We start from the raw sequence: 23,177 nt of genomic DNA, 5'->3' as shown, positions 1-23,177 counted from the left end.
CCCGGATTGCCGCCTCCACTGGCCGCGATAACCTCACCAGCTCGATCCAACCGCGAGGCCGTCCATGAGCATCGCCGAAACCTTCGATCATCTCCTGGCGCGCGCGCCGCTGGTGCCGCCGTCACCGCCGCGGGCGTCGTCGACCATGGGGCCGCTCGGGCGGATGGCGGCGACGCGCAAGAGCGTCATCGGAACCTGGGGCCAGCGCGCCTATGAAGAGGACATCATCAAGGGCCGCTTCTTCGGCCGTGCCTCCTTCATCCTGAATACACCCGACACCATCCGCCATGTGCTGGTGGACAACTACGAGAATTACACCCGCACCGCCGCTGGTATCCGCGTGCTCCGGCCGATGCTCGGCGAGGGGTTGTTGCTGGCCGAGGGCCGCGCTTGGAAGCACCAGCGCCGCACGCTCGCGCCGGCCTTCACGCCGCGCGCGGTTAATACCCTGGTGCCGCACATGATCTCGGCGGTGGACGAGACGTTGGATGAGCTTGAGGCCGCGCGCCATGGTCCGGTCGACCTGCGCGAGATCATGCAGCGCATGACGCTGGAAATCGCCGGCCGCACCATGTTCTCCTTCGACATGGGCGCGCGTGGGGCGGAGCTGCGCGGTTTCGTGCTGGAATACGGCAGCAAGCTGGCGCGGCCGCACTTCTTCGACCTGCTGCTGCCGCTGTCCTGGCCGACGCCGCAGGAATTTGCCCGCAACCGGTTTCGCAAGCGCTGGACCCGCTTTGTGGCCGAACTGATCGCCGCCCGCCGTGCCGCCGGCAAGAACGAAAGCGCGCCGCCGCGCGACCTGTTCGACCTGATGGTGGCGGCGCGCGATCCGGAAACCGGTGCTGCGTTTTCCGATGCACAGCTCGGCGACCAGGTGGCGACGATGATCCTCGCCGGCCATGAGACGACGGCGACAGCGCTGTTCTGGGCGCTGTATCTGCTGGCGCTCGATCCGGCGACGCAGCAGCAGCTTGCCGCGGAGGCAAACGCCGCCGCTGCGCATGGGCCGCTGGCCGCCGAAAACCTGCCGTTCACCCGCGCGGTGATCGACGAGACCATGCGGCTGTATCCGCCGGCGTTCCTGATCGCGCGTGCGGCCTCCGGACCGGACCGGCTCGGCGAGTTCGATGTGGCGCGCAACGACGTGATCCTGATCGCGCCATGGCTGCTGCACCGGCACGAGAAATTGTGGCGCGATCCCGAGGCCTTCATGCCGGCCCGCTTCCTGCCCGGCACGCCGCCGCCGGATCGTTTTGCCTATCTGCCGTTCGGGGTCGGCGCGCGGGTGTGCATCGGCGCACATTTTGCGCTGGTCGAGGCGACGCTGGCACTGGCGAAGATCGTCGGCAGCTTTCGCGTGACGCTGCAGGACCAGGAGCCGGTGATGCCGGTCGGCATCGTCACCACCCAGCCGGACCGCTCGCCCAGGTTCCGGATCGAACGTCGCTGAGCTGCACGTTTCGTTGTCTTGGACGCGTCGCGCAATTCCACTAAACTTGCTGGATGAGTGATCTTCACGTCCAATTCGCCGCGCTAAAACAGGCGGTCGATCCTGCCGTTGCCGGGGCCATCGAGCAGTTGATCGTCGATGGCGCCGACCACGCGCTCAACCGCATCAACGTGCTCGACTTTGCAGCGCGCAACGGCCTCGACGAGGAGCGGGCGATCGCCGGCTTCCTGCATGCGGCGCGGCTCGGCCTGTTCGACCTCACCTGGAACGTATTGTGCCCGGGTTGCAGCGGGGTGCTTGACGCCCACGGCACGCTGAAGTCGCTGCGATCCGACGACTATCAATGCGGCCTGTGCGGCTGCGGCTATGCGGCGTCGGTGGACGAGCAGGTCGAGGTTGCCTTCACGGTGGCGCCGCGGATCCGGCGGATCGCTGCGCACGATCCCAACTCGCTGCCAATCTGGGAGTACTTCAGGCAGGTGTTCTGGAGTTCTGGCGTCGATTTCGACGCGGCGTCCTTTGCCTCGCTGTCGGACGACATCGTGCTCGCCGCGCGCGAACTGCCGGCGCACCAGAAGGCCGACCTGGCGTTGCAACTGCCGCCTCAGTTCCTGATCGTGTTCGAACCGGTGACCCATGTCGCGCAGTTCATCGACGTGCAGGGCGAACCGACCGGGGAGGTGCAGCAGCTCGCACTGGTCTACCGCGGCGACCATGCGCCGAGCCAGACCACCACGCTGCGGCCGGGGCCGCTGCGGCTGTCGCTCGACAACCAAACCGGCGCGCGGGTGCTGCCGTCGGTGCTGGTGGCGGCGGATGCGCTCCATCACCTGATAGGTAAGCGCAAGCCGTTCGTCACCGCCAAGCGGATACTGTCCAACCAGACGTTTCGGGACGTCTATAAGGCCGACAATCTCGACATCGACCAGCGGCTGAAGATCACCTCGCTGACCTTCCTGTTCACCGACCTCAAGGGCTCCACGGCGCTCTACGAGCGTGTCGGCGATCTCGCCGCCTTCGACCTGGTGCGCGCGCATTTCCATGCGCTGCTGGAGATCATTTCTTCGGAGGCCGGCGCGGTGGTGAAGACCATCGGCGATGCGGTGATGGCCACCTTCGTGCGGCCGGAACAGGCGCTTGCCGCCGCATTGCGCATGCGCACGGCGATGGACAAGCTCAACGAGCAGCGCGGCACCCGCGATCTGGTGGTGAAGATCGGCATCCACGAGGGTCCGTGCCTGGCGGTGATGCTCAACGAGCGGCAGGACTACTTCGGCCAGACGGTCAACATCGCCGCGCGCGTCCAGGGCCTGTCCAATTCGCAGGCCATCCACGTCACCGGCCCGATCATGGCAGCCGGCGCGGTGGAGGCGATGCTGCAGCAGGCAGCGATCACGCCGATCGAAAAGCAAGCGGCACTACGCGGCATCACCGACAAGATCATGGTTTACGAAATCCCATAACCTTGCGGAACTTTAATGCTGCTGCGGCAATTGCGACAGGGTAGAAGGCTTGCATTCGCCGATGCGAGGCCCGAAATCAATCGATCGAGAACTTCAATTCTGGACGGAAGCAGGACTTGATGCTGGAGACATTGCGCCAATTCATTGCCGACGTGGTTTCCCCTGACGCGCACGCCAATCAGGCATTCGACGATAGCGGCTATCGCCTCGCGGCGACGGCGTTGCTCATCCACGTGATCTCGCTGGACGGCGAACCGTCGGCCATCGAGAAGAGCAAGCTGCACAGCCTGATCGAAACGCGCTTCGGGCTCGATCCCGGCACTGCGGACCGGCTGATCGCCGCCGCGACGCTGGAGGAAGGCGAGGCGGTCGATCTCTACCACTTCACCAGCGTCATCATGCGTTCGGTCGATGAAGAGGGCCGGCTGCGCATCATCGAAATGATGTGGGAGCTGGTCTATGTGGACGGCCGCGTCAGCGAGTTCGAGGAGAATGTGGTGTGGCGCGCAGCGGATCTGCTCGCGGTCTCGTCGCGGGATCGTATCAACCTCAAGCGCCGCATTGCCGGTGACGCGGCGGACACCGGCGCGACCAGCTGAGGGCGAAGGGTGGAATGGTCGACAGGTAGCTCGGCCGCATCGCGGATCCAACGACCGGTTATGTTGCATGACGGCGCGATGAATTGTCTCGTCGGGATGTGTACGAAGTCAACTCAAGGTATTTGAATATTCATTCGGGCTTGCAGCAGCGGGGTATCCCCATTAATGCCTATGAAGGGCTGTTTTCGCGCCCGCTGGTTGTGTCGTTTTTCAAGAGCATTGCATTGTGACTGAACGCGTGACGTTGATTACCGGTGCGTCGGCCGGCATTGGCGCCGAGCTCGCGAAGGTGTTCGCGGCCAACGATCACCGCGTTGCGCTGGTGGCGCGCCGGGGCGACCGGCTCACAGCGCTCGCCGCCGAGATCGTTGCTGCCGGCGGCGCCGCGCCGATCATCATTCCCTGCGACCTCGAAGCGCGCGATGCCGGCGACTGCATCGCCGCGGCGCTGGTGGCTGCCGATGTCGACGTTGAATTTGTCGTCAACAATGCCGGCTTCGGCATGTTCGGCAAGGCGGTCGAGATGGATCGCGTCCAGCAACTCGGGCTTATCGACGTCAACGTGCGCGCGCTGACCGAGCTGTCGCTGCGGTTTTCCGAGAGCGTGATCCGGACCGGCGGCGGGATTCTGAACGTCAGCTCGATCGCCGGTTTTCTGCCGGGGCCCGGCATGGCGGTTTATTATGCGAGCAAGGCCTATGTGCTGTCCCTCACCGAGGCGCTGCATCAGGAGCTCGGCCCGAAAGGCGTCCGCGTCACCGCGCTGTGCCCGGGGCCGGTGTCGTCGGAATTCCGGCTGCGCGCCGGCTTCGAGCCCGGCCTCGATTCGGCGATCCTGAGCGTCTCGCCCGCCAAGGTCGCGCTGGCCGGCTATCGCGGCCTGATGGCCAACAAGCGGGTGGTTTTGCCGGGCCTCGGGATCAAGATGATCCCGCTGATGCTGCGCCTGTTCCCGCGCGGCTTCGTGGCCGGCGTGGTAGCGCGGATACAGTTGCGCCGCACCTGACCTGCGGGTCTCATTTGGCCCATCATTTGCTTGAATTCAGATCTGGTTAACCACGTGCAAGGTACGCTTCTGTCCAGATGAAGCAGCAAGACGAAGAGATTCACTTGATTGCTGGAGCGGCAGCCTTTGACGCCGGGACGGTGTCACGCCTGTCAGATCTGGCCGGAGTGCGCGGGATTGCACCGGCGCCACCGATTCCCCTGCATGCCGCCGACCCGCGCCCGGTCCTGATCATCCTGCACCAAGAGAGTTCCACCCCCGGCCGGGTCGGCAATGCGCTCCGGCTGCTTGGCCATCCGCTCGACATCCGCCGCCCCCGTTTCGGCGATCCGCTGCCGGAGTCGCTCGACGACTACGCCGGCGCGGCGATGTTCGGCGGCCCGATGAGCGCCAACGATCCGGACGACTATGTGCGCCGGGAGATCGACTGGATTTCCGTACCGCTGAAGGAAGACCGGCCGTTCCTCGGCATCTGCCTCGGCGCCCAGATGCTGGCCATCCAGCTCGGCGCCACGGTCGCGCCGCATCCGCAGGGCCGCGCCCAGATCGGCTATTATCCGATCCGCCCCACCGCGGCAGGGTTGGCGGTCTGCGCCGACTGGCCGGACCACGTCTATCACTGGCACCGCGAGGGTTTTGGATTGCCGGCAGGCGCCGAGCTGCTCGCCGAAGGCAGCGATTTCCCGGTCGAGGCATTGCGCTACGGCCATTCCTACGGCTTCCAGTTTCATCCCGACGTCACCACCGCGATGATGCATCGCTGGACCACGCGGGGCCATGAACGGCTGGCGCTGCCGGGCGCGCGGCCGCGCGGCGATCATTTCGCCTATCGCGCCCTGCACGACGTCGCCGAGCGCGCCTGGCTGAAGCATTTTCTCGATGGCTGGCTGGCGCAGATGCCGCTGGTGGCGGCGATGCGCGAGGCGGCGGAGTAGCTGAGTTTGGCAGGGCGGTTGCCGAGGTCCGCCTGCGCCCTGCGGGCTACGGCGTGACATCCTTCGCTTGCTTCGCCCCGATAGACCGGCGTGGCTTGCCGAGCCGTAGCTTGCGAAGCAAGCGAAGGATGGTGGAGCCAGGCGGGATCGAACCGCCGACCTCGTCATTGCGAACGACGCGCTCTCCCGGCTGAGCTATGGCCCCGTTGCGGACGGTTCGCGAACAAACCGGTCGGCAATCGCCGCCATTTACAATCCCCGCCAACGGCAAGTCAAGAACGACCGGAATCGCGGCTTTGTCGGTCTTTTGGGCGGCCAGTTCCCTTGTTTGCAGGGGAACGAGTCGATATTTACGTGGCAGTCGAATCCGCGACGTAACCCCGCGAGCAAGCCCCGTCATGCGTGCCGTTCTCGATATCGTGCTGATCGTCCTCGATCTCTATGTCTGGCTGCTGATTGCCTCGGCGATCCTGTCCTGGCTGATCGCCTTCAATGTCGTCAACACCCGCAACCAGTTCGTTGCCTCGATCGCGGAATTCCTGTTCCGCATCACCGAGCCGGTGCTGGCGCCGATCCGCCGCTCGCTGCCCAGCCTCGGCGGCCTCGACATCTCGCCGATCGTGCTGATCCTGATCATCATGTTCATCCAGCGGGTCATTACCTACTACATCTACCCGAACGTCATCTGATCGCGGTCCGGTGGATCCGTGGCGCTATTCCACCCAAGGAATCAGCATCGCGCTGCGGGTGACGCCGCGCGGCGGCCGTGACGGCATCGACGGCATCGAGACGCTGGCCGACGGCCGCGCAGTGGTGAAGGTGCGGGTCCGCGCCATCGCCGAGGGCGGCGAGGCCAACCGCGCCGTGACCGAACTGCTGGCGAAGGCGCTCGGCGTCAAGAAACGCGACGTGCGGGTGCTGTCGGGCACCACGTCGCGGCACAAGCAGATCGCCGTCGACGGCGATCCCAAAAAACTCGGCGAGCTCATGCGCAGCCTGACCGCCGCCCAACCCGACTGACGCAAACAGGACGCAAGACCATGACTGCCCGCATCATCGATGGAAAGATCATTGCCGCCGAGCTGCGCGACCGCGTCGCCGCCGAAGTGGCGCGGGTCAAGAGCGAGCATGGCGTGACGCCGGGTCTCGCGGTGGTGCTGGTCGGCTCCGATCCCGCTTCCGAGGTCTATGTGCGCAGCAAGCACAAGCAGACCCAGGCCGCCGGCATGGCGTCGTTCGAACACAAGCTGCCCGCCGATGTGGCGCAGGCCGATCTGCTGGCGCTGGTGGCAAAGCTGAATGCCGACACCACGGTGCACGGCATCCTGGTGCGGCTGCCGCTGCCCAAGGGGCTGGACACCGAGGCGGTCATCAATGCCATCGATCCCGCCAAGGACGTCGACGGGCTGCACCCGAACAATGCCGGCCGTCTCGCCGGCGGACTGCCCGCGCTGTCGCCGTGCACGCCGCTGGGCTGCATCATTTTGACGAAGACGGTGCATCCATCGCTGGAAGGCATGAATGCCATCGTGATCGGCCGCTCGAATCTGGTCGGCCGTCCGTTGGTGCAGCTGCTGCTCAACGAAAATGCCACGGTGACCATTGCGCATTCGCGATCGCGCGATCTGGCGAAACTCTGCGCGCAGGCCGATCTGGTCTATGCTGCGGTGGGCCGGCCGGAAATGGTGCGCGGCGACTGGATCAAGCCGGGCGCCACAGTGATCGACGTCGGCATCAACCGGATTGCCGGCGACGACGGCAAGACCAAGCTGGTCGGCGACGTCGCTTTTCAGGAAGCGCTGGAGGTCGCCAGCGCCATCACCCCGGTGCCGGGCGGCGTCGGCCAGATGACAGTGGCGTGCCTTTTGGTCAACACCCTGCGCGCGGCTTGCGCGATCCATGGACTCGCGGCGCCAAAGGTTTAGCCGGCAGGCTATTCCGCCTTTGCTGCATCGGGCGACGCATCCCGCATCGGCGCACGGCTGAGTTCGTTGCCGGCGGCGATCGCCTTTTGCAGCAGCCGCACCAACTGGCTGGCCTCATCCGCGGTGAGGCCGCGTAGCATGCTGCGCTGGGCCGCCTGCACTGCCGGCTCGATGCCGTCGAGAATGCGCCGGCCTTGTTCGGTGATCTGCAATTCGCGAACACGACGATCCCTGCTGTTGGCCTGGCGCAGCACCAGCTCCTTCTGCGCCAGCCGGTCGACCACGCCGGTAATGGTGGTCCGGTCATAGGCGATGACGCCGGCAAGGGTCGCCTGATCGATTCCGGGATGTGCGGCGATGGTGGTCAGCGCAGCATACTGCACCGGCGTGAGGTCGTAGCCGGCCGCCTCGACCTCGGCATGAAACACCGCCACCGCGATCTGCTGGAAGCGGCGCGCCAGATGGCCCGGCTTGTCATTGTTGTCGGTCATGAAATCCCCGCGGTGGCGAAATATTGACAAGCATACTGATGATCAGCATACATATCAATATGGAAGCGGTGTTTGATGCAGCCACCGATCCCGGGCGACTCGTGAGCTGCAGCCATCGCCGCAAAGACCCGCCGAGCCGGGTCAGACCTGACCGCGCCTCTCCTCCGCCCTTGCGGCCGGAACGGGTCGCCAGCTTGAAAGGGAGGTTTCGTGCAGTTTCACCTCAATGGATTCGAACCCGGAGACCCGGGGATCGCCGACCCCGCGCAGCGGACTCCTGCTGCAGGATCGCCCGGCCCTGTGCCGGAGGAGGTCGACGTGCTGATCGTCGGCAGCGGTCCGGCGGGGCTGACGCTGGCCGCACAACTCTCCGCCTTTCCCGACATCAGGACATGCATCGTCGAGCAGAAGCCGGGGCCGATGCTGCGTGGCCAGGCCGATGGCATTGCCTGCCGCACCATGGAGATGTTCGAGGCCTTCGGTTTCAGCGAACGCGTGCTCAAGGAAGCCAGCTGGATCAACGAGACGACGTTCTGGAAACCGGACGCCGCACAGCCTGATAACATCGTGCGCAGCGGACGGGTGCAGGACACCGAGGACGGGCTGTCGGAATTTCCCCATGTCGTGCTCAACCAGGTCCGGGTGCACGACTTCTATCTCGACGTCATGCGTAGCGCACCGGCTCGGCTCGCGCCATATTACGGCCGGCGTCTGCTCGATCTGCAGATTGCCCCCGAGCCTGCCGGCGATAACCACGACCCCTACACCGTCACGGCAAGGCTCGAGCGCAGCGATGCCGGCCAGGCGCCGCAGACCGAGACCATCAAGGCGCGCTATGTGGTCGGTTGCGACGGCGCCCGCAGCGCTGTGCGCAGCTTGATCGGGCGCGCGCTGCATGGCGACTCCGCCAACCATGCCTGGGGCGTGATGGATGTGCTGGCCGTGACCGACTTTCCGGACGTCCGCTTCAAGTCGCTGATCCAGTCCGCCGCGCATGGCAGTATCATCATCATCCCGCGCGAAGGCGGCTATCTGTTCCGCCTCTATATCGAGATGGACAAGCTCGATGCCGGCGAACGGGTATCCAACCGCAACATCACGTCCGACGATCTGGTGGGCGCTGCGCGCCGCATTCTCCATCCCTATACGCTCGACGTCAAAGAGATCGCCTGGTGGTCGGTCTACGAGATCGGCCAGCGCATCTGCGACAAGTTCGACGACGTGCCCGAAGCTGACACCGCGCAGCGCCTGCCGCGGGTGTTCATCGCCGGCGATGCCTGTCACACCCACAGCCCGAAAGCCGGGCAGGGGATGAACGTCTCCATGCAGGACGGATTCAATCTCGGCTGGAAGCTGGCGGCGGTGCTGCGCAAGCGCTGCGCGCCCAATCTGCTGCACAGCTATTCGGCCGAACGTCAGGCCATCGCCCGGGAGCTCATCGAGTTCGATCGCGAATGGGCCGCGATGCTGGCATCGAGCAAAGGCTTCGATGCCGCCAGGACCCAGGACTACTTCGTCAGGCACGGTCGCTACACCGCGGGCACGGCGGCGCGCTACAGCCCGTCGTTGCTGACCGGCACGGCGCCCCATCAGCATCTCGCCGCGGGGCTCACGATCGGCATGCGCTTTCATTCCGCGCCGGTGATTCGCGTCGCCGACGCCCGGCCGATGCAACTCGGCCACACGGTGAAGGCCGATGGCCGCTGGCGCATTTTTGCGTTCGCCGGCGCCGGTGATCCGGCCGCGCCGGATTCCGGCATCGGCAGCTTGTGCCGCTTTCTGGCCGAGGCCGCGGAGTCGCCGGTGAAGAAATATACGCCGCACGGGGATGACATCGATTCGGTGATCGATGTCCGCGCGGTGTTCCAGCAGGACCACCGCGACATCGCCATCGATACCACGCCGCCGCTGCTGCTGCCGCGCAAGGGACGCTACAGTCTCTGCGACTATGAGAAAATGTTCAGCGCCGACCTCAAGAGCGGCAACGACATTTTCGCCATGCGCGGCATCGATCGCAAGCTGGGTTGCATGGTGGTGGTGCGGCCCGACCAGTATGTGGCGCATGTGTTGCCGCTCGATGGTCACGCCGCGCTCGCGGTGTTCTTCGACGGCTTCATGATTCGGCCGGTGTGAATCGCCCGTGCCACAAATAAAGCTGTCATCGCCCGGCCGGCGCGCAATTGCGCGCCAGGACCGGGCGATCCAGTATTCCGCGACGGTAGCGACGAGGCGCGATGACGCCGGTTACTGGATCACCCGCTTTCGCGGGTGATGACAGCATGAATGCACCGCGATGCCGCCCGACTACTCCGCCGCGTTTTCGATCAGTCGGCGATAGAACCGGATCATGTCGCCGTAGTTGTCGATGCTGAGGCGTTCGTCGGTGCCGTGGAAGCGCTTGAGGTCTTCCGAGGTGGCGCGCACCGGCGAGAAGCGGAAGATGTTGTCGGCGATCCCAGCGTAATGCCGCGAATCGGTGGCGGCGACCATCAGGCCGGGGGCGACGAGGACGTCGGGAAAGACCTCGCGGATGGTACGGTTCAGCGCCGTGTAGGACGGTCCATCCGCGGCGGTGACCGGCGGCGGATCGGTATTGCCGGGATACGGCGCGATCGCGATGCGCTCATTGTTGACGGTGCGGCGGACATGCTCGGTGACGCTGGCCTGGGTGTCGCCGGGCAGAAGGCGAAAATTCACCGTGGCCTCGGCATTGCCCGGCAGCACATTGTCCTGCTCGCCGGCCTTGAAGACGGTCAGCGCGGTGGTGGTGCGCACATTGGCCTCGGTCGGCCCGATCTTCTCGAATTCGTGCAGCAGCAAAGGCCGCAGCAGCCACAGGTTCGACAGCACCACGCGGTTCATGCCGTGCATCTCCGGCGCCATGGTGGCCAGCATCGCGGCGACGGTGCTGTTGACGCGCATCGGCAGGCGGTGCTCCTCGAGCTGCACCAGCGCGGCGCTGAGCAGGCCGATGGCGGTGTCGTGCGGCGGCATCGAGGAATGGCCGGGGGTTGCCTGCGCGGTCAGGGTCAACGTGGCGTAGCCCTTTTCGGCGACGCCGATCAGCGCCAGCGGCCGGTCGATCCCCTTGAGGATTCCTTCGGTGATCAGCAGGCCCTCGTCGAGGACGAACTCCAGCCTTACATGGCGCGATGCCAGCAGCGCGGCTATGGCGGTAGCGCCGCGCTGGCCGGACACCTCCTCGTCATGGCCGAACGCAAAATAGATGGTGCGCTTCGGGCGAAAGCCCTGCTTCGCCAGCAGTTCGGCTGCTTCGAGGATCGCATACAGGTCGCCCTTGTCATCCCACGAGCCGCGGCCCCAGATAAAACCGTCGGCGACCACGCCCTGGAACGGCGGATGCTGCCAGTCCTTCTCGGTGCCCGGTGCCACCGGGACCACGTCCTGATGCGCCAGCAGTGCGATCGGCTTCAGCGCCGGATCGGAGCCCTGCCACGTGTAGAGCAGACCGTAGCCGCCGATGGTCTCGCGTTTCGCCGCGGCGTGAAACGCCGGAAAGTTGGCTGCCATATGCGCCTGCATGGCACGCAGCGCCTCGGCGTTCTGCTCGGGATTGGTGGCGCTGGAAATGGTCTGGAAGCGGATCGCTTCGGCGAGCCGGTTGGCCGCTGCTTCGTCCACCGCCACGCGCGGAATGGCCGCGACCTGCAACTGCCGCGATGACACCGTGACGGCATTGAACGCCAGCACACCGGCGAGCACGACGACGGCCGCGACGATGACCAGAATGAGGTTGCGGAGCAGTCTGAAAATACGCATCGCAGGCCCTTATGTGGCGTTGTCGCGCTCAGGCTAGCGATGTTCGATGATCATTGCGAGACGCAGCTGCGCGTCGCCTTTCGGAGCGGTCCAGGCGGGCCGCTCCGCGTCCGGGATAAGGCCGGAAAAGTCTCAGACCTTCGCGCCCTTGGCGCGTTCGATGCCTTCGAGGATCAGCTTGTGGGCGTCGTCGGCGCTGCCCCAGCGCACGACCTTGACCCATTTGCCGGGCTCGAGATCCTTGTAGTGCTCGAAGAAGTGCTGGATCTGCTGCAGCGTGATGTCCGGCAGGTCGCTGTAGTTCTTCACCTTGTCGTAGCGCTGCGTCAGCTTCGACGACGGCACCGCGATGATCTTCTCGTCGAGGCCGGCCTCGTCTTCCATCAGGAGCACGCCGACCGGGCGCACGCTCATCACCGCGCCGGGCACGATGGCGCGGGTGTTGGCCACCAGCACGTCGCAGGGATCGCCATCGCCGGACAAAGTGTGCGGGATGAAGCCGTAATTGCCGGGGTAACGCATCGGCGTGTACAGGAAGCGGTCAACCATGAGCGCGCCGGATTCCTTGTCCATCTCGTACTTGATCGGCTCGCCGCCGACCGGCACCTCGATGACGACGTTGACGTCATGGGGCGGGTTGACGCCAAGCTTGATTGCGTCAATGCGCATGGGAAGCTCCAGAAAATGTAAGAAAAGTTGCAACAGGCCTAGCCGAGCGGGCGCCCGGATTCAACGCCTGCATTGCCACGAATGGCGAGCCCGGTGAAGAGCTCAGTTGGTCCAGGCGAAGGCGACCTTGTCGAGGGACTTGGCGCCGAAACGCTCGGAGGAGCGGGCTACCATGCGGCCGCCGAGCGCGCGGTAGAACTCGGTGGCGCCCTCGTTGTCCGACAGCGCCCAGATCACCATGCTCTTGAGGCCGCTCTGCACCAGATCGCGCTTGGCGGCGGTGAACAGGCGGCGGCCGAAACCGAGGCCCTGGAATTCCGGGCGCAGGTAAAGCTCGTAGATTTCGCCTTCGAAATGCAGGCTGCGGGCGCGGTTGCGGCCGTAATTGGCATAGCCGGCGACCTTGTCGCCGAAGCACAGCACGCTGACGCGGCTACCCTTGCGAATCGCCGAATCCCACCACTGCGGACCGCGGCGGTTGATCAGCTTTTCCAGCTCGGCCCCGGGGATCAGTCCCTGATAGGCGGAGCGCCAGGCTTCATCATGGGTGGACGCCACCGCGGACGCATCCGAAGTCTTGGCGGGACGAACCTCGATTAGGGTTGTGCTCATGAACCTGATCAAAGCAAGTCAGCGGCCCGGCTTCAAGGTCCATCGTTAATTATCGGTTAACCTGTGGATTTTCAGCATCAGTTTGGCCGTCCTTCTGTGCCGAAAAGGGACAGGTGGCGTCCGGAATGCCCACTGCGCGCGCGTTTTCCCCAAAACCTCACCGGAAACCGATTCGCGACGATTCGGCGTCGCAAGAAAAAGCGCCGGATTTGATTCGCTGCGGCTAATCTGTCCCGGGGACGACATCGGGTGGGCGGCGCCGCGGATATGAGACTGTTGCAGATTTGGAGCGTCGTCGCGGCGCTCGGCGGGCTCTGGACACAGCCGGGGCTGGCGCAATCCCGTTTTGGCGCGCAGGGCGCCGAGGCCGCACCGGACCGAAGGCAGGTCTGGTCGGTGCCGACGCCGGCGTCAGGGACGGTGGCGCGGGCGATCCTGTATCGCCCGCCGGGCGAGGGGCCGTTTCCGCTGGCGGTGATCGCCCATGCCAGCACGCAAAATCCGCTGCGTCGTGCGCAGATGGCGCAGCCGGACTATCGCGCGCTGGCCGGCTGGCTGGTGACGCGCGGCTATGCGGTGCTGGTGCCGGAACGGCCCGGCCACGGCGGCACCGGCGGTCGCTATCTCGAGGACCAGGGCGGCTGCGACGACGCCAACTATCTCAATGCCGGCCGCGCCACCGCGCAGTCGATCGCGCTGGCGATGGACTATCTGCGCAGCCAGGATTTCATCCGCCAGGGAGGCACGCTGATCGTCGGCCATTCCGCCGGCGGTCTGGGCGCGCTGGCGCTGGCCGGCCAGAACCTGCTCGGCGTGACCGCCATCGTCGCCTTTGCGCCGGGCCGCGGCGGCCATGCCCATGACCGGCCCAACCAGATCTGCGCGCCGCAGGCGCTGGTCGCGACCGCGGGCGAGTTCGGCCGGCAGGCCCATGTGCCGGTGGTCTGGCTGGTGACGCGCAACGACAGCTATTTCGCGCCGGAGTTTTCCCGGCAGATGGCCGAGGCGTTTCGCGGCGCCGGCGGCAAGGTGGATTTTCGCGTGCTGCCGGAGTTTCGCGGCGAGGGCCACTTCCTGGCGGACAGCGACGGCGGCGACGAGATCTACGGCGCGACGCTGGACAGCGCGCTGAAGGCGTTCACCGCACGGCCGGCGCGCAAGCGATGACCCTGTATTTCATCGCCAAGTATCTGCACGTGCTCGGTGCCATCGTCATCCTTGGCACCGGGACCGGCATCGCCTTCTTCATGCTGATGGCCCACCGCAGCGGCGACGCTGCTTTTATCGCGCGCACCGCCGCGACCGTGGTGATTGCCGACATGCTGTTCACCGCCAGCGCCGTCGTGCTGCAGCCGCTGAGCGGCGGCGTGCTGATGCTGCTGTCATCGACCGCGCCGGGCGAGCGCTGGCTGGCGACATCGCTGGCGCTGTACGCGGTGGCCGGCGCATTCTGGATTCCCGTGGTGTTCATGCAGATCGAGATGCGGGACCTAGCGCGTGCTGCGGTGACCCGAGGCGCGCCGCTGCCGCCGCGCTACTTTGCGCTGTATCGCCGCTGGTTCGCATTTGGAATTCCCGGCTTCGGATCGGTGATGACGATCCTGTGGCTGATGATCGCCAAACCGCAATTCTAGGAATGCTCATGACCCACGCCATGCCACATGTTCTGGTGCTCGGCGCCTCCGGTCTGATCGGCCGTTTTATCACCGACGATCTGCGCGCTCGCGGCTTTGCGGCAACCGGCCTGGCGCGACGGTTCTCGCCATCGCAGGCATCCGCCGGCGATCTCGCCTTGCCGGTGATGGCGATGGACGTTACCGCCCTGGCACAGTTGATGCGCACGCGGGAGATCGATCTGGTCGTCAACTGTCTCGGCATACTGCAGGACGGTCCGGGCAGCGATACCGGCGCGGTGCATCGCGATTTTGTCGCGCGGCTGCTGCAGGCAATCCGCGACAGCGGCCGCGACATCCGCTTTGTCCACGTCTCGATTCCGGGCAGCGCTGCCGACGACCAGACCGCATTCAGCCGCACCAAGCGCGAGGCCGAACAGCTGATCATTGCCTCTGCCGTGCGCTACGCCATCCTGCGGCCCGGCTTCGTGATCGCGCCATCGGCCTATGGCGGCAGCGCCATGCTGCGTGCGCTGGCGGCGCTGCCGGTGGACCTGCCGGCCGCCGAGTCTGCGACGCCGTTTCAGCCGGTGGCGGTGACGGACGTCGCCGCCACCGTGGCATGGCTGGCGGAGCACGATGCGGCAGCCGGCCCCGGCGTGGTATGGGACCTGATGGCGCCACATCCGGCAGCACTGGGCGATGTGGTCGCACAATTCCGCCATGCCTTCGGTACGACCCAGATACCGCGCTTCGCGCTGCCGGCATTTTTGCTCGATCTCGGCGCGCGACTCGGCGATGGCGTCGGCTGGCTAGGCTGGTCGCCGCCGATGCGCAGCACGGCCATTGCCGAACTGCGCCGCGGCGTGCGGGGCGATCCCGCGCCGTGGATGGCGGCCACCGGCATCGCGCCAACGACGCTGGCACAGGCGGTGGGCGACCGCGGCGCCAGCATCCAGGACAAGTGGTTCGCCCGGTTGTTCCTGATCAAGGCGCTGGTCATTACCAGTCTGGCGCTGTTCTGGATCGCCTCGGGCTTCATCGCCGTGGTGCTGTCGCTGCCGGCCACCAAAGCGATCCTCGTCAGTCATGATTTCCCGTCGGTCTGGGTTGCGCCGCTCGCCATTGGCACGAGCGTGATGGACATGACCATCGGCGTGCTGATCGCATTCCGCCGCAGTTGCGCATTCGGTCTGATCGCCGGCATGCTGGTGTCGCTCGGCTACATGGTGGGCTGCGCGCTGCTAACCCCGGACCTCTGGCTCGAACCGCTCGGCGCGCTGGTCAAGACCGGTCCGGCCATCGTGCTGATGCTGGTGGCGCTGCTGACGCTGGACAATCGGTGAGCGATCTTGCGATGACGGACAACGTGACGCCAGCCTGGCCCGACGACGACGTCATCCTTTACGACGGCGTCTGCATCTTCTGTTCGCACTGGATCCGCTTCGTCGCCGCACGCGACGTGAGCAGGCGCTTCCGCTTCACCGCGATACAGTCGGACTACGGCATAAGTCTTGCGAAACATTTCGGCATCGATCCGGAAAATCCTGACACCAACGCCGTAATCCATGGCGGCGTCGCGTACTTCAAATCTGACGCCGCACTGACCGTGCTGTCGCTGCTGCCAGGCTTTGGATGGGTGCGTGTCCTGCGCGTCGTGCCGCGAGGGCTGCGCGACGCCGTCTACAATCTCGTCGCCAGAAATCGCTATCGGATTTTTGGGCGTAGCGCGGTGTGCATGGTGCCGGATGCGGAGTTGCGGAAGAGGGTAATGGAGTAGACGCTAGGTTCGCTGGCGATCAAGCTCCTGGAGCAACTCCCCCGCCGCCCGTTCCCCGCTGTCCCTTGCCCCATGCGCCGTCGAGAAGAAGTTCGGTGACGTCGCTTCGCCGGCAAAGAACATTCGGCCATCCACCGGCGCCGCAAGGATGGCGCGGGCGCCGGCGTGGCCGGGGCTGGCGGCGGAGTAGGCGCCCTGCGCGAAGGGGTCGTGGGCCCAGCGCGATTCGGCGAGCGGCGTCAGGCGTCTGCGAAAATCCGAACCGAGCAGGGCGACGATCTCGTCGATGGCCTGCGCCGACAGCGCGCCGGCGCCGGCGTCTTCCAGCTCGCGGGCGAACGGTCCGCCGTAAAAGCCTTCGATGGTGGGCGTGCCGAACGGCCGGATCTGGAAACTGCCGACGCCGCTACTAGTGGTGGCGCCGCGCAGGCCGGAATCGCTCGGCGTGTTGTCGGCGCCGGCGAGCGCCAGCAGCACCTTGTTGTTGGTGCCGAGCGGCAGCCCGCGGGCGGCATCGACCTTTGCGACGAGCGGCGGATCAAAGCGGATCGATTCATTGGCGAGCAGGTTGCTCGGCATGGTGACGATGACCTCTGCCGCGCTCAGCGTGCCCTTCGATGTTTCGATCCTGATGCGCGCGCCGGAATGATCGATCAGCGTCACCCGGGTATTCAGCGATACCGGGCACGGCGCGCCATAGGCCGAGATCAGCGCGCCATAGCCGGCCGACAGCCGCCAGTTCACCTCGGTGTCTTCATAGGCGTCCATGTCGTGCAGCGAGACACGGTCGAGGGTGACGCCGTTGATATAGGTGCTGATGGCATCGATCATAAGATTCCAGCGGTTGCCCGGCTCCAGGCAGGTGCTGGCAGGGGCGTCCGCGTCGTTCTCGGCGGCGGCCTCGGCGCGGTCGTAGAAGGCGTCGATGGCCTGGAAGAAATCGATCCGGTCGGCCTTCGGAAAGGTCCTCTCATAGCTGCCCTCGCGCCACGGCGCGCGGGCCTTGTTGATCGCGAAGCCGAGTTGTTGGGCGATGGCCACGAATGAATTCTTGTCGGCGGAGTGCAGCCAGCCGCAGCCCATGTCGAACGGGATGCCGGGCGCGGCCATCACCGTATGGGCGCGGCCGCCGATCCGGTCGCGGGCTTCCAGCACGATCGCTGACAGGCCGGAATTCTCCAGCGCGCGGGCCGCGCCGAGGCCGGCGGCACCGGCGCCGATGATGGCGACGTCGATCTCGGAGGGAAAGTTTGTCATCGCACCGGTGAATCGTTGCGGGTTGCAGGGATCGTGATGCGGCCTCACGCCGGATTGTCGTGACAGTGGGATATCGTCTTGCTTGAATTATTCAAGCCGCCGGGCGTCACGGTCGTGTCCGTCCCAAGCCCGTTCACAAAGGATCGTTCCATGACTGACACCCCGGACTTCGAGCTCTATGGCTTCTGGCGGACGTCGGCGACCTACCGGGTCCGCGTCGCCTTGAATCTTAAAGGGCTGGTGGCCCATGAGCACGTCATCGATCTCGACAAAGGCGAGCAGCTCAGCCCGGCCTTTCTGAAGATCAATCCGATGGGCGCGATCCCGGCGCTGGTCACGCCCGGTCATCCGCCGCTGACGGAATCGCTGGCGATTCTGGAGTTTCTCGACGAGACCCATCCGGCGCCGCCGCTGCTTCCGGCCGATCCGCACGGCCGCGCCCGGGTGCGGTCGATCGCCCAGATGCTGGCCGGCGACACCCATCCGCTGATCACGCCACGAGTGCGGAAATATCTGGCAGGTACTGGCGGTTTTGACGATGCGGCGGTGCGCGCCTGGATCGTGCACTGGTTCACGGTGGGGCTGGCGGCCGTCGAGACGCGGCTCGCCGGCGAGGCCGCGACAGGGACGTTCTGTCATGGCGACCAGGTGACCATGGCGGACATCTGCCTTGCCAGCATCACCGCGGTGATGCGTGCGCTGGGCATCACGGTGCAGGATATTCCGACCATTGGTGCCATCGTGGCGCGCTGCGAGGCGCTGGAGGCCTTTGCCAAGGCCGATCCGATGAAGCAGATCGGTGCGCCGGTCTAACCACAACGCAACTGTCATCGCCCGGCCGGCGCGCAATTGCGCGCCAGGACCGGGGCGACCCAGTAAACGCCGGCTTCGCGGCTCATGAACGACGATGTTTACTGGGTCGCCCGCTTTCGCGGGCGATGACAGCGGCGTGTGTGGTGGGCTGAAAACCCTGCACTCAAAATAAAAATGCCCGGCATGAGCCGGGCATTTTGTAATTATCAACTCAAGTCGTCGTCGCTTACGCGATAACTTCCTTGGTCTTTTCCGCGCGCTTGCGCTCGTTGGCATCGAGATGCTTCTTGCGCAGGCGGATCGACTTCGGGGTGATCTCGACCAGTTCGTCGCTCTCGATATAGGCCAGCGCCTTTTCGAGGGTCATGCGGATCGGCGGGGTCAGGCGGACGGCTTCATCCTTCGAGGTGGTGCGGATGTTGGAGAGCTGCTTGCCCTTGAGAACGTTGAGTTCGAGATCGTTCTCGCGGGTATGCTCGCCGATGATCATGCCCTTGTAGACCTTCCAGCCGGGCTCGATCATCATCGGGCCGCGGTCTTCCAGCTTGAACATGGCATAGGCCACCGCTTCGCCGGCGTCGTTCGAGATCAGCACGCCGTTGCGGCGGCCGGCGATCTCGCCCTTGTACGGCAGGTAGGCGTGGAACAGGCGGTTCATGATCGCCGTGCCCTTGGTGTCGGTCATCAACTCGCCCTGATAGCCGATCAGGCCGCGGGTCGGTGCGTAGAACACCAGACGCAGGCGGTTGCCGCCCGACGGGCGCATCTCGATCATCTCGGCCTTGCGTTCGCTCATCTTCTGCACGACCACGCCGGAGAACTCCTCATCGACGTCGATGACGACTTCCTCGACCGGCTCGAGCACGTTGCCGTCCTCGTCCTTGGTCAGCACCACGCGCGGACGCGACACGGAAAGCTCGAAGCCTTCGCGGCGCATGTTTTCGATCAGGATGGCGAGCTGCAATTCGCCGCGGCCGGACACTTCCATCGCATCGCGGTCGGCGGATTCGACGACCTTGAGCGCGACGTTGCCTTCGGCTTCGCGCAGCAGGCGGTCGCGGATCAGGCGGCTGGTGACCTTGTCGCCTTCGGTGCCGGCGAGCGGCGAGTTGTTGACGATGAAGGACATCGACACGGTCGGCGGATCGATCGCCTGGGCCTGGATCGGGATCTCGACCGAGGGATCGCAGAAGGTGTCGGCGACGGTGCCCTTGGGCAGGCCGGCGATGGCCACGATGTCGCCGGCTTCGGCGATGTCGACCGGCTGGCGCTCGAGGCCGCGGAAGGCGAGGATCTTGGTGATGCGGCCGGTTTCCACCAGCTTGCCGTCACGCGAGATGACCTTCACGGCCTGGTTCGGCTTCACCGAACCCGACGCGATGCGGCCGGTGATGATGCGGCCGAGATAGGGGTTGGCCTCGAGGATGGTGCCGAGCATGCGGAACGGGCCTTCTTCGACCACGGGCGGCGGCACATGCTTGATGACCAGGTCGAACAGCGGCTTCATGCCGACGTCATGCGACGCGTCCGGGCTGTCGGCCATCCAGCCGTTGCGGCCGGACCCGTACAGGATCGGGAAGTCGAGCTGGTCGTCGGTGGCGTCGAGGGCGGCGAACAGGTCGAACACCTCGTTGACGACTTCGGTGATGCGGGCGTCCTGACGGTCGACCTTGTTGATGGCGACGATCGGGCGCAGGCCGAGCTTCAGGGCCTTGCCGACCACGAACTTGGTCTGCGGCATCGGGCCCTCAGCGGCGTCGACCAGCACGATCACGCCGTCGACCATGGACAGGATGCGCTCGACCTCGCCGCCGAAGTCGGCGTGGCCCGGGGTGTCGACGATGTTGATCTGGACGTCTTCCCAATGCACCGAGGTGCACTTGGCGAGAATGGTGATGCCGCGCTCTTTTTCGATGTCGTTCGAATCCATGGCGCGCTCGACCTGCCGCTGGTTGTCGCGGTAGGTGCCGGACTGCTGCAGCAGCTTGTCGACGAGGGTCGTCTTGCCGTGGTCAACGTGTGCGATGATGGCGATGTTGCGAAGGTTCATAGGTCTTCTTCTGGGTTCTACGGTCTGGGTGCCCGGAGCGGGTTCAACTAAGGCATGTCCAACAAAGCCATCAGGCCTTGCGCTCACCGCGCCGTCGGTTCTGCCTCGTCTGAAAACGCGCTGGGGCAATCCCTCCAAAAGCAAACCCGGCCAAAGGGGGCCGGGTACTCGGACGCGTTGCGTCGCAATATAGTGGGAAATCGCTAGAAAACAACGATAAAGGTCGCCGGGTCGGCCAAAAAACGGCGGCCGTTCCCGGCGTTTTCGGGGATTTTTGCGGCCCGGAGCCGATTCCCGCGCCAATGCTTAACGCCGGCGCCCCCGAAACGCGGCCCGGAGCAGCATGATGCCGCCAAATCCGATCAGGAGGCAGACGAGGATCAGGGGCAGGAAGGTCGAGACTATCGGGTCGTTGATGGACACCGCCCCGACCACCAGTGCGCACAGGCCCGGCAGCAGCAGGATGGTTCCGGTGACGACCATCAGGGCCGTGAGCCAACCACTGCGCGGCTGCTGCTGCTGTGGCGCGTCGTTCGCCGGGTCGCTCATGGGATGACCTCCTTCGCCATGCGTTTGCGGATGCCGTCGATGCTGCCGTCGCGGTAGAACAGGTTGTAGGTGTCGAACGGGATGATCTGGCCAGATGGTGTCACGAAGTGGATGCAGGAGCGCTTGACGTTGCCGACGCAGAAATTGAAGCGGTCGAGAAACTGCACGATGGTGACGCGGAACACGCTTTCGTAGCCGAGATTGGCCGGCGCCTCGAACTGCGGCAGGCAGCACAGGAATTCGCTGATGCGCTGCCCGGTGTTCAGCGGCCCCGATGACAGCGAGAACAGCTCGATGAATTTTTCCCGCAGCACGGGATGTTTTTCCAGGCTGATGGTGTTGGGCATGATGTCGACCAACTGCTGTTGCGGGATCAGCGAGGTCACCGGCAGCACCTTGTCGCCGTTGCGCACGCCGTAGCCGATGGAAATGCTTTCCGGATTGCACGGCAGGGGAATCATATCGGCATCGCCGAACACGCCGGTCTCGACCACGCGGCGGCGGATCTCCGACAGCATGATGCGGTCGGTATCCTTGTTGAAATTCTCGTTGCGACCGGCGTCCTGCACCGGCTGCAGGGTCACGCCGCGCACGCACTTCCACGTCAAGGCATGACGCACGATGTCGCCGATCTCGTGGTCGTTGACGCCGCGCTTCACGGTGGCGACCAGTGTCGCCGAGACTCCGTGCGCCTCGAGATTTTCCAGCGCCTGCTGGCGGATCTTTCGCAGGTTGGCGCCGCGCAGGTTGACCAACGCGTCGCGCTGTAGCGAATCGAATTGCAGATAGACTTCCAGGCCGCGCTTCTGTTCGGCGAGGCGCTTCACAAATTCCACGTCGCGGGCAATGCGCAGCCCATTGGTATTGATCATCACATGGCGAATCGGTCGCGCCCGCACCGCGTCGAGGATGGCGAAAAAGTCGGGATGCAGCGTCGGTTCGCCGCCGGAGATCTGCACCAGGTCCGGCTCGCCCTCGCTGGCCACCAGCGCGTCGAGCATCCTTTCGATGGTCGGCAGCGGCAGGAAGGTCGAGCGCGCCGGCGAGGATTCGGCAAAACACACCGGGCAGGTGAGGTTGCAGTGGTCGGTGATCTCGATCAGTGCCAGGCAGGAATGCTGTTCGTGATCCGGGCATAGCCCGCAATCATAGGGGCAGCCGAATTCGGTCTTGTGCTGGAACGACAACGGCCTGTCGCCGGGCTTGATAAAATCCTTGCACTTGCGCCAGTAGGCGGCGTCATCGGACACCAGCGTCGACTGCACGCCGTGCTGCCGGCAGCGCTTCTCGTACCAGACCTCGTTGCCGAGGATCTGGATTTTTGTCGGCACCAGCTTGAGGCAGACTTCGCACAGCGATTGGGTCTGGCCCCAGAAAATGTAAGGGCGCGATCTACGCAGCGGCGCGTTCATCATTCAATCTCGCGACGGGCGCCGTGCCTAGCATCAGCGCGGCATAGACCGCGATGCCGAGCGACAGCAGGTGAAACAGCGTCAGTGGGCCAACCACCGCAGCATAGGGTTTTAAAAACTCCCACGCAAAGCGCTGCAGTCCATAGAAGGCGAGCGCGAGATAGAAGCCGTTGGCGATGATGAAGGTACTGTGCCGGAATACGGCGACGGCATAGGCGGCAGCGAAGCCGGCCATGGCCATGCTTTCATAGAGCTGCACCGGATGCCGCAAGATGCCGTCGCCGAAGTCATGCGCCCAGGGCAGCGATGTCGGCGTGCCATAGGTGAAGTCGTCGAGCCCGGCGAAGTAGCAGCCGAGCCGGCCGACGGCGATGCCCACCGCCAGCGGCAGCGCGAAACGCGCGCCGGTGCGCTGCGTGATGCCGTGGCGCCATTTGTAGAGTTCGATGGCGACGACGCCCCCGGCAATGGCGCCTTCCACCGAGCGCGCGACGCCCGGCACGCCCGACAGCCAGAGATTCAGACTGCCGAACAGGTAGGCGCCGACGCCGGCGCCGAACACCAGCGCCGCGACATAGGGCAGCGCGGTGGATTGTTTCGGAAACTGCAGATGCCGCACCCGCGACAGCCACAGGCCGGCAAAGCCGGCGGCAAGCCATGCCGCGATATCGAAGATGGCGTGGATCGATCCGCTCATGAAAGAAGCGTAGCAAGGATGCGGCGGGGATGTCCCGCCAATTCACTGTCGTTGCGGGGCGCGTGCGGCTGGC

23 protein-coding genes and 1 tRNA gene are annotated in these 23,177 nt (G+C 65.3%); 14 read left to right on the top strand and 10 right to left on the bottom strand.

All coding sequences use genetic code 11. The features are described 5' to 3' along the window. Positions 1-64 precede the first annotated feature (64 nt). The 5 genes from ACUXVA_RS05815 to ACUXVA_RS05795 all read left to right on the top strand — a co-directional run bounded on the left by ACUXVA_RS05815 (position 65) and on the right by ACUXVA_RS05795 (position 5,456). Positions 65-1,453, top strand: coding sequence for a cytochrome P450 (locus ACUXVA_RS05815; protein WP_265081135.1), 1,389 nt, complete (start codon positions 65-67; stop codon positions 1,451-1,453). A 53-nt stretch (positions 1,454-1,506) separates the two neighbouring features. Further along, entirely contained in the window at positions 1,507-2,916 is a 1,410-nt protein-coding gene (locus ACUXVA_RS05810; protein ID WP_265081136.1) for an adenylate/guanylate cyclase domain-containing protein, read from the top strand. A 119-nt stretch (positions 2,917-3,035) separates the two neighbouring features. Continuing rightward, positions 3,036-3,515 (top strand): tellurite resistance TerB family protein, encoded by a 480-nt coding sequence (locus ACUXVA_RS05805; protein WP_265081137.1) that lies wholly within the window; start codon positions 3,036-3,038, stop codon positions 3,513-3,515. A gap of 226 nt (positions 3,516-3,741) precedes the next feature. Continuing rightward, on the top strand, positions 3,742-4,521 hold the full coding sequence (locus ACUXVA_RS05800; RefSeq protein WP_445491229.1) for an SDR family NAD(P)-dependent oxidoreductase: 780 nt from the start codon (positions 3,742-3,744) through the stop codon (positions 4,519-4,521). 167 nt (positions 4,522-4,688) lie between these two features. Then, positions 4,689-5,456: a glutamine amidotransferase gene (locus ACUXVA_RS05795; RefSeq protein ID WP_265083914.1), complete on the top strand. Its 768-nt coding sequence runs from the start codon at positions 4,689-4,691 to the stop codon at positions 5,454-5,456. A 129-nt stretch (positions 5,457-5,585) separates the two neighbouring features. Here ACUXVA_RS05795 and ACUXVA_RS05790 read toward each other — a convergent pair. Then, positions 5,586-5,661 (bottom strand) — tRNA-Ala (locus tag ACUXVA_RS05790). A gap of 193 nt (positions 5,662-5,854) precedes the next feature. On the opposite strand from ACUXVA_RS05790, the gene ACUXVA_RS05785 reads away from it, so the two are divergent. The 3 genes from ACUXVA_RS05785 to folD are packed head-to-tail and all read left to right on the top strand — an operon-like array spanning position 5,855 to position 7,381. Further along, positions 5,855-6,145 carry a YggT family protein gene (locus ACUXVA_RS05785; protein WP_265081139.1) on the top strand — a complete coding sequence of 97 codons (291 nt, stop codon included), beginning with the start codon at positions 5,855-5,857 and terminating at the stop codon, positions 6,143-6,145. 10 nt (positions 6,146-6,155) lie between these two features. Then, positions 6,156-6,476: a DUF167 domain-containing protein gene (locus tag ACUXVA_RS05780; RefSeq protein ID WP_445491227.1), complete on the top strand. Its 321-nt coding sequence runs from the start codon at positions 6,156-6,158 to the stop codon at positions 6,474-6,476. A 20-nt stretch (positions 6,477-6,496) separates the two neighbouring features. After that, positions 6,497-7,381 (top strand): bifunctional methylenetetrahydrofolate dehydrogenase/methenyltetrahydrofolate cyclohydrolase FolD, encoded by an 885-nt coding sequence (gene folD, locus ACUXVA_RS05775; protein WP_445491225.1) that lies wholly within the window; start codon positions 6,497-6,499, stop codon positions 7,379-7,381. A gap of 8 nt (positions 7,382-7,389) precedes the next feature. Here folD and ACUXVA_RS05770 read toward each other — a convergent pair whose 3' ends face one another. Beyond that, positions 7,390-7,872: a MarR family winged helix-turn-helix transcriptional regulator gene (locus ACUXVA_RS05770; protein ID WP_265081141.1), complete on the bottom strand. Its 483-nt coding sequence runs from the start codon at positions 7,870-7,872 to the stop codon at positions 7,390-7,392. A gap of 210 nt (positions 7,873-8,082) precedes the next feature. Between ACUXVA_RS05770 and ACUXVA_RS05765 the strand changes: the two genes are divergently transcribed. Continuing rightward, positions 8,083-10,005, top strand: a complete 1,923-nt coding sequence (locus ACUXVA_RS05765) for an FAD-binding monooxygenase (RefSeq protein WP_445491223.1) — start codon at positions 8,083-8,085, stop codon at positions 10,003-10,005. Between the two features lie 171 nt (positions 10,006-10,176). Here the strand turns inward: ACUXVA_RS05765 and ACUXVA_RS05760 are convergent, their stop codons facing one another. The 3 genes from ACUXVA_RS05760 to ACUXVA_RS05750 form a co-directional block, all read right to left on the bottom strand. Then, entirely contained in the window at positions 10,177-11,652 is a 1,476-nt protein-coding gene (locus tag ACUXVA_RS05760; RefSeq protein WP_265081142.1) for a M20 family peptidase, read from the bottom strand. Positions 11,653-11,784: 132 nt separating this feature from the next. Continuing rightward, positions 11,785-12,321 (bottom strand): inorganic diphosphatase, encoded by a 537-nt coding sequence (gene ppa, locus ACUXVA_RS05755; protein WP_265081143.1) that lies wholly within the window; start codon positions 12,319-12,321, stop codon positions 11,785-11,787. 102 nt (positions 12,322-12,423) lie between these two features. Beyond that, positions 12,424-12,933, bottom strand: a complete 510-nt coding sequence (locus ACUXVA_RS05750) for a GNAT family N-acetyltransferase (protein ID WP_265081144.1) — start codon at positions 12,931-12,933, stop codon at positions 12,424-12,426. Between the two features lie 267 nt (positions 12,934-13,200). On the opposite strand from ACUXVA_RS05750, the gene ACUXVA_RS05745 reads away from it, so the two are divergent. From ACUXVA_RS05745 to ACUXVA_RS05730, 4 genes are read left to right on the top strand one after another with little or no spacing between them, the layout of a single operon-like run. Beyond that, complete coding sequence (locus tag ACUXVA_RS05745) at positions 13,201-14,100, top strand: dienelactone hydrolase family protein (RefSeq protein ID WP_265081145.1); 900 nt, start codon at positions 13,201-13,203, stop codon at positions 14,098-14,100. Next, positions 14,097-14,567 (top strand): DUF2269 family protein, encoded by a 471-nt coding sequence (locus ACUXVA_RS05740; RefSeq protein ID WP_265081146.1) that lies wholly within the window; start codon positions 14,097-14,099, stop codon positions 14,565-14,567. Before ACUXVA_RS05745 ends, ACUXVA_RS05740 begins: the two co-directional genes overlap by 4 nt. An 8-nt stretch (positions 14,568-14,575) precedes the next feature. Next, the gene (locus tag ACUXVA_RS05735) at positions 14,576-15,892 is read left to right on the top strand and encodes an SDR family oxidoreductase (RefSeq protein WP_445491219.1); all 1,317 of its coding nucleotides are present in this window, start codon (positions 14,576-14,578) and stop codon (positions 15,890-15,892) included. Positions 15,893-15,903: 11 nt separating this feature from the next. After that, the gene (locus ACUXVA_RS05730; RefSeq protein WP_265083915.1) at positions 15,904-16,326 is read left to right on the top strand and encodes a thiol-disulfide oxidoreductase DCC family protein; all 423 of its coding nucleotides are present in this window, start codon (positions 15,904-15,906) and stop codon (positions 16,324-16,326) included. 3 nt (positions 16,327-16,329) lie between these two features. On the opposite strand, the gene ACUXVA_RS05725 is transcribed toward ACUXVA_RS05730, so the two are convergent. Beyond that, positions 16,330-17,583 (bottom strand): flavin monoamine oxidase family protein, encoded by a 1,254-nt coding sequence (locus ACUXVA_RS05725; RefSeq protein ID WP_445491217.1) that lies wholly within the window; start codon positions 17,581-17,583, stop codon positions 16,330-16,332. A 150-nt stretch (positions 17,584-17,733) separates the two neighbouring features. On the opposite strand from ACUXVA_RS05725, the gene maiA reads away from it, so the two are divergent. Continuing rightward, positions 17,734-18,396, top strand: a complete 663-nt coding sequence (gene maiA / locus ACUXVA_RS05720; protein ID WP_265081149.1) for a maleylacetoacetate isomerase — start codon at positions 17,734-17,736, stop codon at positions 18,394-18,396. 226 nt (positions 18,397-18,622) lie between these two features. On the opposite strand, the gene typA is transcribed toward maiA, so the two are convergent. The 4 genes from typA to ACUXVA_RS05700 all read right to left on the bottom strand — a co-directional run bounded on the left by typA (position 18,623) and on the right by ACUXVA_RS05700 (position 23,104). Next, positions 18,623-20,446 carry a translational GTPase TypA gene (gene typA, locus ACUXVA_RS05715; protein ID WP_265081150.1) on the bottom strand — a complete coding sequence of 608 codons (1,824 nt, stop codon included), beginning with the start codon at positions 20,444-20,446 and terminating at the stop codon, positions 18,623-18,625. A gap of 306 nt (positions 20,447-20,752) precedes the next feature. Beyond that, complete coding sequence (locus ACUXVA_RS05710; RefSeq protein ID WP_265081151.1) at positions 20,753-20,995, bottom strand: hypothetical protein; 243 nt, start codon at positions 20,993-20,995, stop codon at positions 20,753-20,755. Further along, positions 20,992-22,407, bottom strand: coding sequence for a radical SAM protein (locus ACUXVA_RS05705; RefSeq protein ID WP_265083916.1), 1,416 nt, complete (start codon positions 22,405-22,407; stop codon positions 20,992-20,994). Before ACUXVA_RS05705 ends, ACUXVA_RS05710 begins: the two co-directional genes overlap by 4 nt. Beyond that, positions 22,388-23,104: a prolipoprotein diacylglyceryl transferase gene (locus ACUXVA_RS05700; protein ID WP_265081152.1), complete on the bottom strand. Its 717-nt coding sequence runs from the start codon at positions 23,102-23,104 to the stop codon at positions 22,388-22,390. The genes ACUXVA_RS05705 and ACUXVA_RS05700 overlap by 20 nt, the downstream gene beginning before the upstream one ends. Positions 23,105-23,177: the final 73 nt, after the last annotated feature.

The sequence above is a fragment of the Rhodopseudomonas sp. RCAM05734 genome, assembly GCF_052658035.1.
Note: the sequence above shows the minus strand (reverse complement) of the source record. Positions and strands in the feature narration are given on the sequence as shown.